Raw genomic sequence first — 5,883 nt, forward strand, 5'->3', positions numbered from 1 at the left:
CTTTGCCAGATCGACGCCAATGATGGTAACTTCTTTCACGGATGCCTCCTTCGATTTGCTTGGTTTCAGCGCCCAAAGCTTGGCACATTGCGATGCCGTAGGGGAGGGAGGCATCCACTCCATCACCAGCGGAAGCCACCTGCTGCGAAGCCATTGAATCCAGGTGCATTTTTCGTTTGACAAAGCTGCCCCCCTTGACCTACCCCTTGATCATCGAAGATTTGCGCCCGCAGGACACCCCTCGCGGGCGTGTCTCATTTCCCGACATCGCGGACCCCAATCCTGACGCTGGCATCGCGCCACGCGCATCGGCCCGCCCTGCCCCACATGGAAGCCACCCGATGGACCTTGTCTTCGCGCCAAGCGAGATTGAGACGTGGCCGATCGAACGGCTGCGGCCCTATGCCCGCAATGCCAAGATCCACGGCACAGACCAGGTCGCCAAGATCGCCGCCAGCATGGCGAAGTTCGGCTGGACCGTGCCCTGCATGGTGGCCGACGATGGCGAGCTGATCGCCGGGCATGGCCGGGTGCTGGCGGCCGCCATGCTGGGGCTGAAGGACGTGCCGGTGATCCGGCTCAGCCATCTCGACGAGGCCGAGCGCCGGGCCTATCGCATCGCCGACAACAAACTGACCGAGTTGGGCGAGTGGGATGAGGCGATGCTGCGCGACGAGATCGCGGGACTGCTAGCTGAGGATTTCGACCTATCGCTGCTGGGGATTGCGGACGAGGATCTGGATGCGCTGCTGCGCGATCCGGATCAGGTCGAAGGTGGTGCTGTCGAAGGCGAGGATGACATTCCCGAGCCGCCGGTCACGCCGGTCTCGGTTGTCGGTGATCTCTGGCAGCTTGGGTCGCACCGGCTGATCTGCGGCGACAGCACATCCGCTGATGTCGTTGGGCGGCTGTTGGGTGATGTGAAGCCACTGCTGATGGTCACCGACCCGCCCTATGGCGTCGAGTATGACCCATCCTGGCGCAACCAGGCCGGAGCCGCGAAGACGAAGCGCACCGGCAAGGTGCTGAACGATGACCGCGCCGATTGGCGCGAGGCATGGGCGCTGTTCCCGGGCGACGTCGCCTATGTCTGGCACGGCGCGCTGCACGCAGCGACTGTGGCGGATAGTCTGGCGAATTCCGGCTTCGCCATCCGCTCGCAAATCATCTGGGCCAAGGATCGGCTGGTGCTCAGCCGCGGCGATTACCACTGGCAGCATGAACCCTGCTGGTATGCCGTGCGCGCCAGGGGCAAGGGCCACTGGTCTGGCGACCGGAAGCAGACGACGCTGTGGCACATCTCCGGCAAGGACCAGGATGCTGCAACCGTGCACGGCACGCAGAAGCCGGTGGAATGCATGCGCCGCCCGATCCTGAATAACTCCAGCCCCGGCCAAGCCGTGTTTGAACCCTTCATGGGATCCGGCACCACGCTGATCGCGGCGGAAACCACGGGGCGCATCTGTTTCGGTGTGGAACTGAACCCGGCCTATGTCGACGTGGCCATCGAGCGCTGGCAGCAGTTTACCGGTGCCAATGCCGTGCTGGCCGACACCGGTGAAACCTTCGCCGAGCTGAAGGCGAAAAGGCCCGCGGCATGAATGCGCCCCTCCTGCCGGGCCGGATCGAACACTGGCCCCTTGCCCGCTTGAAACCCTACGCCCGCAACGCCAAGACCCACGACGCCGATCAGGTCGCCAAGATCGCCGCCAGCATGGCCGAGTTCGGCTGGACTGTGCCGGTGCTGGTCGCCATCGATGGTGAGTTGATCGCAGGCCATGGCCGCATCCTGGCGGCGGCCCACCTTGGGCTGACTGAAGCCCCGGTCATCGTGCTGGGCCATCTGACCGAGGCGCAACGCCGCGCCTATCGCATCGCCGACAACAAATTAACGGAGATGGGCGGCTGGGACGAGGCCCTGCTTTTGCAAGAGTTGCAGGCCCTCCTGGCCGAGGATTTCGACCTGGGGCTGATCGGGATCCCCGAGGATGAGCTGGACGCGCTGCTGCACGCGGGCGACGACGACCGCCCGGCAATCTCCGACGATGCGGCTGATGCCATCCCCGATCCACCCGCCGAACCCATCACCAAGCCGGGCGACATTTGGGCGCTGGGCACGCACCGCCTCTGCTGCGGCGATGCCACCGACCCAGCCGCTGTCGCCAGGCTGATGCAGAATGAGGCGGCCACGCTGATGTTCACCTCGCCGCCCTACGCCCAGCAGCGCGATTATGGCGCGGCCAGGGAAAAGGTCAGTGATTGGGATGCGCTGATGCAGGGCGTGTTCACCGCGACCCCGGTCACCGCCGACGCGCAGGTTCTGGTCAACCTCGGCCTCGTGCACCGCGACAGTGAGTGGCAGCCCTATTGGGAAGGATGGGTGGAATGGATGCGCGGCTCTGGCTGGCGACGCTTTGGCTGGTATGTCTGGGATCAGGGCCCCGGTTTGCCGGGCGACTGGAACGGTCGCCTGGCCCCGTCGCACGAGTTCATTTTCCACTTCAACCGCACACCCCGCAAACCGCACAAGACCGTGCCATCGAAGCACGCGGGCGAGGTCCTCGGCGGCGGTGGGCTGCGCGGCGCCGACGGCAGCGTCCACGCCAAAACCGGCACCGGCAACGCGATCCAAAGCCATCGCATTCCCGACAGCGTGTTTCGGATCATGCGTCACAAAGGGGGCTTGGGCGCAGCGGGATCGCACCCAGCCGTATTTCCAGTCGCGCTGGTCGAGGCGGTGCTGACCGCATTCTCGGATCCGGGCGACCTGATCTATGAACCGTTCTGCGGCTCCGGCACCCAGATCGTCGCCGCCGAACGCGCTGGGCAGCGCTGCTTCGCGATGGAACTGGATCCCGTCTATTGCGACGTCGCCGTGCGGCGATGGGAACTGGCGGCGGGGCGAAAGGCACAGTTGGAAAATCGCAACGAGACCACCATTGGCAAGGAGACAAAACAGCAATGATCATCAACACCCCAATCTGGCGAAACGCTGACCTCATTCGGATCATCCCGATCACACGCGCGGTCCTGAACCAGGCCATATCCCGCAACGACTTTCAGCCTGAAAACACACCCAAGCCCGGAAAGGCGCGCTGGTACAGCTGGAGAGACGTGGTGTCGGTTGCTGCCGCACAGGACTTGCGCAAACTTGGCTTTGGTCCGTCGATCGCATTTAGGCTGGTGCAAAACCACCTGTCACCGTTTCTGCGGGCTAGCATAGACGCCCCGGACGATTGCGCAGGAGTGCTTTGGCTTATCCGTCCGGGTGACGACCATCTCAACATTGAGACCCCGTGTGAGTTCCTGCGCCACACCGAATACGAGGAACTCCTTGTCACACCAGACGAGAGCGCCTGCATCATCGTGAATATCGGTCGCATTGCAGCACGCGTTCGCAATGACCTGCAGGCGACCGACACTGCCAAGGTCATCCGTAAGGAATTTCAGATCACAGGACCGGTGATGTGACCCAATCGCGCGGCATGTCGCTGATCGAAGCCGTCACCAATGTGGCGGTGGGCTATGTGCTCGCTGTCGCGACGCAGATCATTGTGTTTCCGTGGTTCGGCCTGCGCCCCAGCATTGGCGAGAGCTTGGCGCTGGGCGGGGTCTTTGTCGGCATATCGCTCCTGCGCAGCTACGCGCTGCGCAGGCTGGTCGAGCACTGGCGATAACAGCAGGGCATCAGGCAGCCTCGATTTTGTACACGGTGCCTCTGCCTTTGACCTTCTCTGAGGTGATCGGCAGGTTCAGCTTCTTCTTGAGCCCGCCCGAAATCAGGCCTCTCGCCGAATGCGCCAACCAGCCCGTCGCTTCGACGATCTCGGCGATGGATGCGCCCTCGGGTCGCTGAATGAGGCCGATGATCTCCGCCTGTTTGGTGCCAGCGCGGATGGCGACCGGCTTCGGCGTGGCAGGGCTCGGGGAAGCTTCGGGCGCATCCTTGGGCCCGGTGACCAGCTCCAGCTTTGCGTTGCGCAGGTTGGTCATTGTACTCGCCACCACCGGCTCGATCCCGATGGCTTGCAGCCCGGCCTCGGTGACCACCAGCGTGGTGCCGTGCCCATCGCCCGTTTCGCGCCACATCGGCTCGCCTCGGCGCAGGTTGGCCTCGACCTCTTCAAGCCAGCCGCGCGTGATCATCGCGGTGACCGCCTTCTGGGCGGCGGCGCCATGCAGCCCCTCGGGCAGTGGCATGGCCAGATTGCCGGGGCGGGTCGCGGCGCGGCTGAGGACGATGGTTTGGGTGTCAGTGAGTTTGGGCATCTTGGCCTCCTGTCATGGAATGGGGTGTCGGGGATGATCAGTCGCTCTCGACCATTGCGGCCGCGACGGCGAAGTGCTGCACCCAGCCGGTCAAATAAGGCAGCCCTGCGGGGATGCCCTCGCAGCGCTCGGTCTGGCGGCTGATGCGCCAGTCCTGCCAAGTGCGGATCGCGGAGTTGATCGCTGTCTCGCAGTCGATGTTGCAGCCCACCATGTTGCTGACGACATCATCAGCAAAATGTCGGCCCATCCGACTGTCGAGAAAGTCGCGAATCCCGATCATCTCGTCTTCGCTATTGGCGCGGATGGCGGTGGCGATCAGGGTCGAGGCCAGCACCCAGACCTCGACACTGCGGCGGTCGCGCTGCGGGCAGGTCGTCAGGGTGCCGAAGAATCCGTGGTCGGGGTTGCGGCTGGGCAGGATGGCAGGCGTGGTCATGGCAGTGGCTCCGTGGGGTGAGTTGCATCGTTTCCGTGCGACAACCATCGCTCCGGCGGGCCGATTAACGTAGACAATTCTGAGCAATATCAGTGCTTTCTAATCGCGCCGGGTTGGATCAGGAAATCCGGTCCGGATCGATCAGCGTGGTCTGCTCCGCTTCATGTCTCTGGGCGGCATCGGGCGGGTCGCGCCGCGCATTGACGATGGCGACGAACAGCGCGCGCGCGATGGCGGCGACCTCGTCGGCCCCGGTGCTGGTCAGGCTGGCATCGTGGATTGCGATGGCCTCGCCAAGGTCGGTAAGGGCGTAAAGCGTGGCGAATTCCGCCTCGGTCGGGTCGCCGGTCTCGGCGTCACGGTCGTCGGGGCTGGTGGCCACGCTGCGGCAGAACCGCAGGTCAAACCCGATAGCACATTCGCGGCGGGCAACGTCGGCGAGGGCCTCGCCCTCGGGCAGGCAGTTGGGGGTCATGGAGCTGCTACTTCCAAGGCGTTTCAAATCAACCCGTGCTGTTGCAGGACCGGCACGACATCGGCCAGCTCAACGGTCAGGCAGTCGATCCCGATCCGGCCTGCCATCTCGAAGACCTCGGCGTTCAGGCTCCGGTCATTGAGGTGGCCCTGCAGCGCGGCGGTGGTCATGGCCTGAACAAAGCGGGCGCGGTCGATGAAGATGCGGGTCGTGTCGGAAGGGATGGCGATGGTCATGTCCCTGCCCTCCTTCAGCGCTTCGCGGCGGCCGCGAGGCCCGCGGCATAGGCCTCTGCCAAGGCGGCCCGGATCGCCCAGACCGCGACATCGTGGAAGTCCAGTCGGTCGCTGTTCCGGGTCTCCAGCGTCTCGATGCTGTGGAAATGCCGGGTTGCGATCTCCAGCAGCAGGGCTTCGCTGGGGGCTTCGGCGGGGGCGGTCTTGGCTGTCATAGCGTCGTCTCCAGGGCTGAGTTGCATCGTTTTCTTGCACCCAGAATCGCTCTAGCGGCAAGTGTAATCAACTGAATAAGACGATCATTTCCGTTTAATTACAATATCTTGAGGCTCCGTCAAGGCGTTGTTGCATGGAATCTATTGAGGTTGCTGCGACCCTTTCCCTGGCTGTTTCACGCGATCCTGATGCTGTGGGGCATGCCAAGGGCGGTGAAGCGGTTGAGGCAGCGCGCGCCGATGGCCGCT

Annotated in this window: 9 protein-coding genes; 4 read left to right on the forward strand and 5 right to left on the reverse strand. The window is 64.0% G+C overall.

The window, feature by feature from the left end; all coding sequences use genetic code 11:
• Positions 1 to 341: 341 nt before the first annotated feature.
• The 4 genes from KAK09_RS18210 to KAK09_RS18225 are packed head-to-tail and all read left to right on the forward strand — an operon-like array spanning position 342 to position 3,677.
• Complete coding sequence (locus tag KAK09_RS18210; RefSeq protein WP_210880349.1) at positions 342 to 1,601, forward strand: site-specific DNA-methyltransferase; 1,260 nt, start codon at positions 342 to 344, stop codon at positions 1,599 to 1,601.
• Positions 1,598 to 2,965, forward strand: a complete 1,368-nt coding sequence (locus tag KAK09_RS18215) for a site-specific DNA-methyltransferase (RefSeq protein WP_210880350.1) — start codon at positions 1,598 to 1,600, stop codon at positions 2,963 to 2,965. Before KAK09_RS18210 ends, KAK09_RS18215 begins: the two co-directional genes overlap by 4 nt.
• Positions 2,962 to 3,471: a hypothetical protein gene (locus KAK09_RS18220; RefSeq protein ID WP_210880351.1), complete on the forward strand. Its 510-nt coding sequence runs from the start codon at positions 2,962 to 2,964 to the stop codon at positions 3,469 to 3,471. The genes KAK09_RS18215 and KAK09_RS18220 overlap by 4 nt, the downstream gene beginning before the upstream one ends.
• Complete coding sequence (locus KAK09_RS18225; protein ID WP_210880352.1) at positions 3,468 to 3,677, forward strand: DUF7220 family protein; 210 nt, start codon at positions 3,468 to 3,470, stop codon at positions 3,675 to 3,677. The genes KAK09_RS18220 and KAK09_RS18225 overlap by 4 nt, the downstream gene beginning before the upstream one ends.
• A gap of 10 nt (positions 3,678 to 3,687) precedes the next feature.
• Here the strand turns inward: KAK09_RS18225 and KAK09_RS18230 are convergent, their stop codons facing one another.
• The 5 genes from KAK09_RS18230 to KAK09_RS18250 all read right to left on the reverse strand — a co-directional run bounded on the left by KAK09_RS18230 (position 3,688) and on the right by KAK09_RS18250 (position 5,634).
• On the reverse strand, positions 3,688 to 4,269 hold the full coding sequence (locus KAK09_RS18230; RefSeq protein ID WP_210880353.1) for a DUF3489 domain-containing protein: 582 nt from the start codon (positions 4,267 to 4,269) through the stop codon (positions 3,688 to 3,690).
• A gap of 37 nt (positions 4,270 to 4,306) precedes the next feature.
• Entirely contained in the window at positions 4,307 to 4,708 is a 402-nt protein-coding gene (locus KAK09_RS18235; RefSeq protein ID WP_210880354.1) for a hypothetical protein, read from the reverse strand.
• Positions 4,709 to 4,826: 118 nt separating this feature from the next.
• Positions 4,827 to 5,183: a hypothetical protein gene (locus KAK09_RS18240; RefSeq protein ID WP_210880355.1), complete on the reverse strand. Its 357-nt coding sequence runs from the start codon at positions 5,181 to 5,183 to the stop codon at positions 4,827 to 4,829.
• A gap of 23 nt (positions 5,184 to 5,206) precedes the next feature.
• Entirely contained in the window at positions 5,207 to 5,419 is a 213-nt protein-coding gene (locus KAK09_RS18245; RefSeq protein WP_210880058.1) for a hypothetical protein, read from the reverse strand.
• 14 nt (positions 5,420 to 5,433) lie between these two features.
• Positions 5,434 to 5,634 carry a DUF6900 domain-containing protein gene (locus tag KAK09_RS18250; RefSeq protein ID WP_210880356.1) on the reverse strand — a complete coding sequence of 67 codons (201 nt, stop codon included), beginning with the start codon at positions 5,632 to 5,634 and terminating at the stop codon, positions 5,434 to 5,436.
• Between the last annotated feature and the right edge of the window lie 249 nt (positions 5,635 to 5,883).

The sequence above is a fragment of the Roseovarius autotrophicus genome, from assembly GCF_018069895.1.
Lineage (GTDB): Bacteria > Pseudomonadota > Alphaproteobacteria > Rhodobacterales > Rhodobacteraceae > Roseovarius > Roseovarius autotrophicus.

Coding starts and splice junctions, on each gene's coding strand:
- KAK09_RS18210 (WP_210880349.1), top strand. CDS start 342: ATGGACCTTGTCTTCGCGCCAAGCGAGATTGAGACGTGGCCGATCGAA.
- KAK09_RS18215 (WP_210880350.1), top strand. CDS start 1,598: ATGAATGCGCCCCTCCTGCCGGGCCGGATCGAACACTGGCCCCTTGCC.
- KAK09_RS18220 (WP_210880351.1), top strand. CDS start 2,962: ATGATCATCAACACCCCAATCTGGCGAAACGCTGACCTCATTCGGATC.
- KAK09_RS18230 (WP_210880353.1), bottom strand. CDS start 4,269: ATGCCCAAACTCACTGACACCCAAACCATCGTCCTCAGCCGCGCCGCG.
- KAK09_RS18235 (WP_210880354.1), bottom strand. CDS start 4,708: ATGACCACGCCTGCCATCCTGCCCAGCCGCAACCCCGACCACGGATTC.
- KAK09_RS18240 (WP_210880355.1), bottom strand. CDS start 5,183: ATGACCCCCAACTGCCTGCCCGAGGGCGAGGCCCTCGCCGACGTTGCC.
- KAK09_RS18245 (WP_210880058.1), bottom strand. CDS start 5,419: ATGACCATCGCCATCCCTTCCGACACGACCCGCATCTTCATCGACCGC.
- KAK09_RS18250 (WP_210880356.1), bottom strand. CDS start 5,634: ATGACAGCCAAGACCGCCCCCGCCGAAGCCCCCAGCGAAGCCCTGCTG.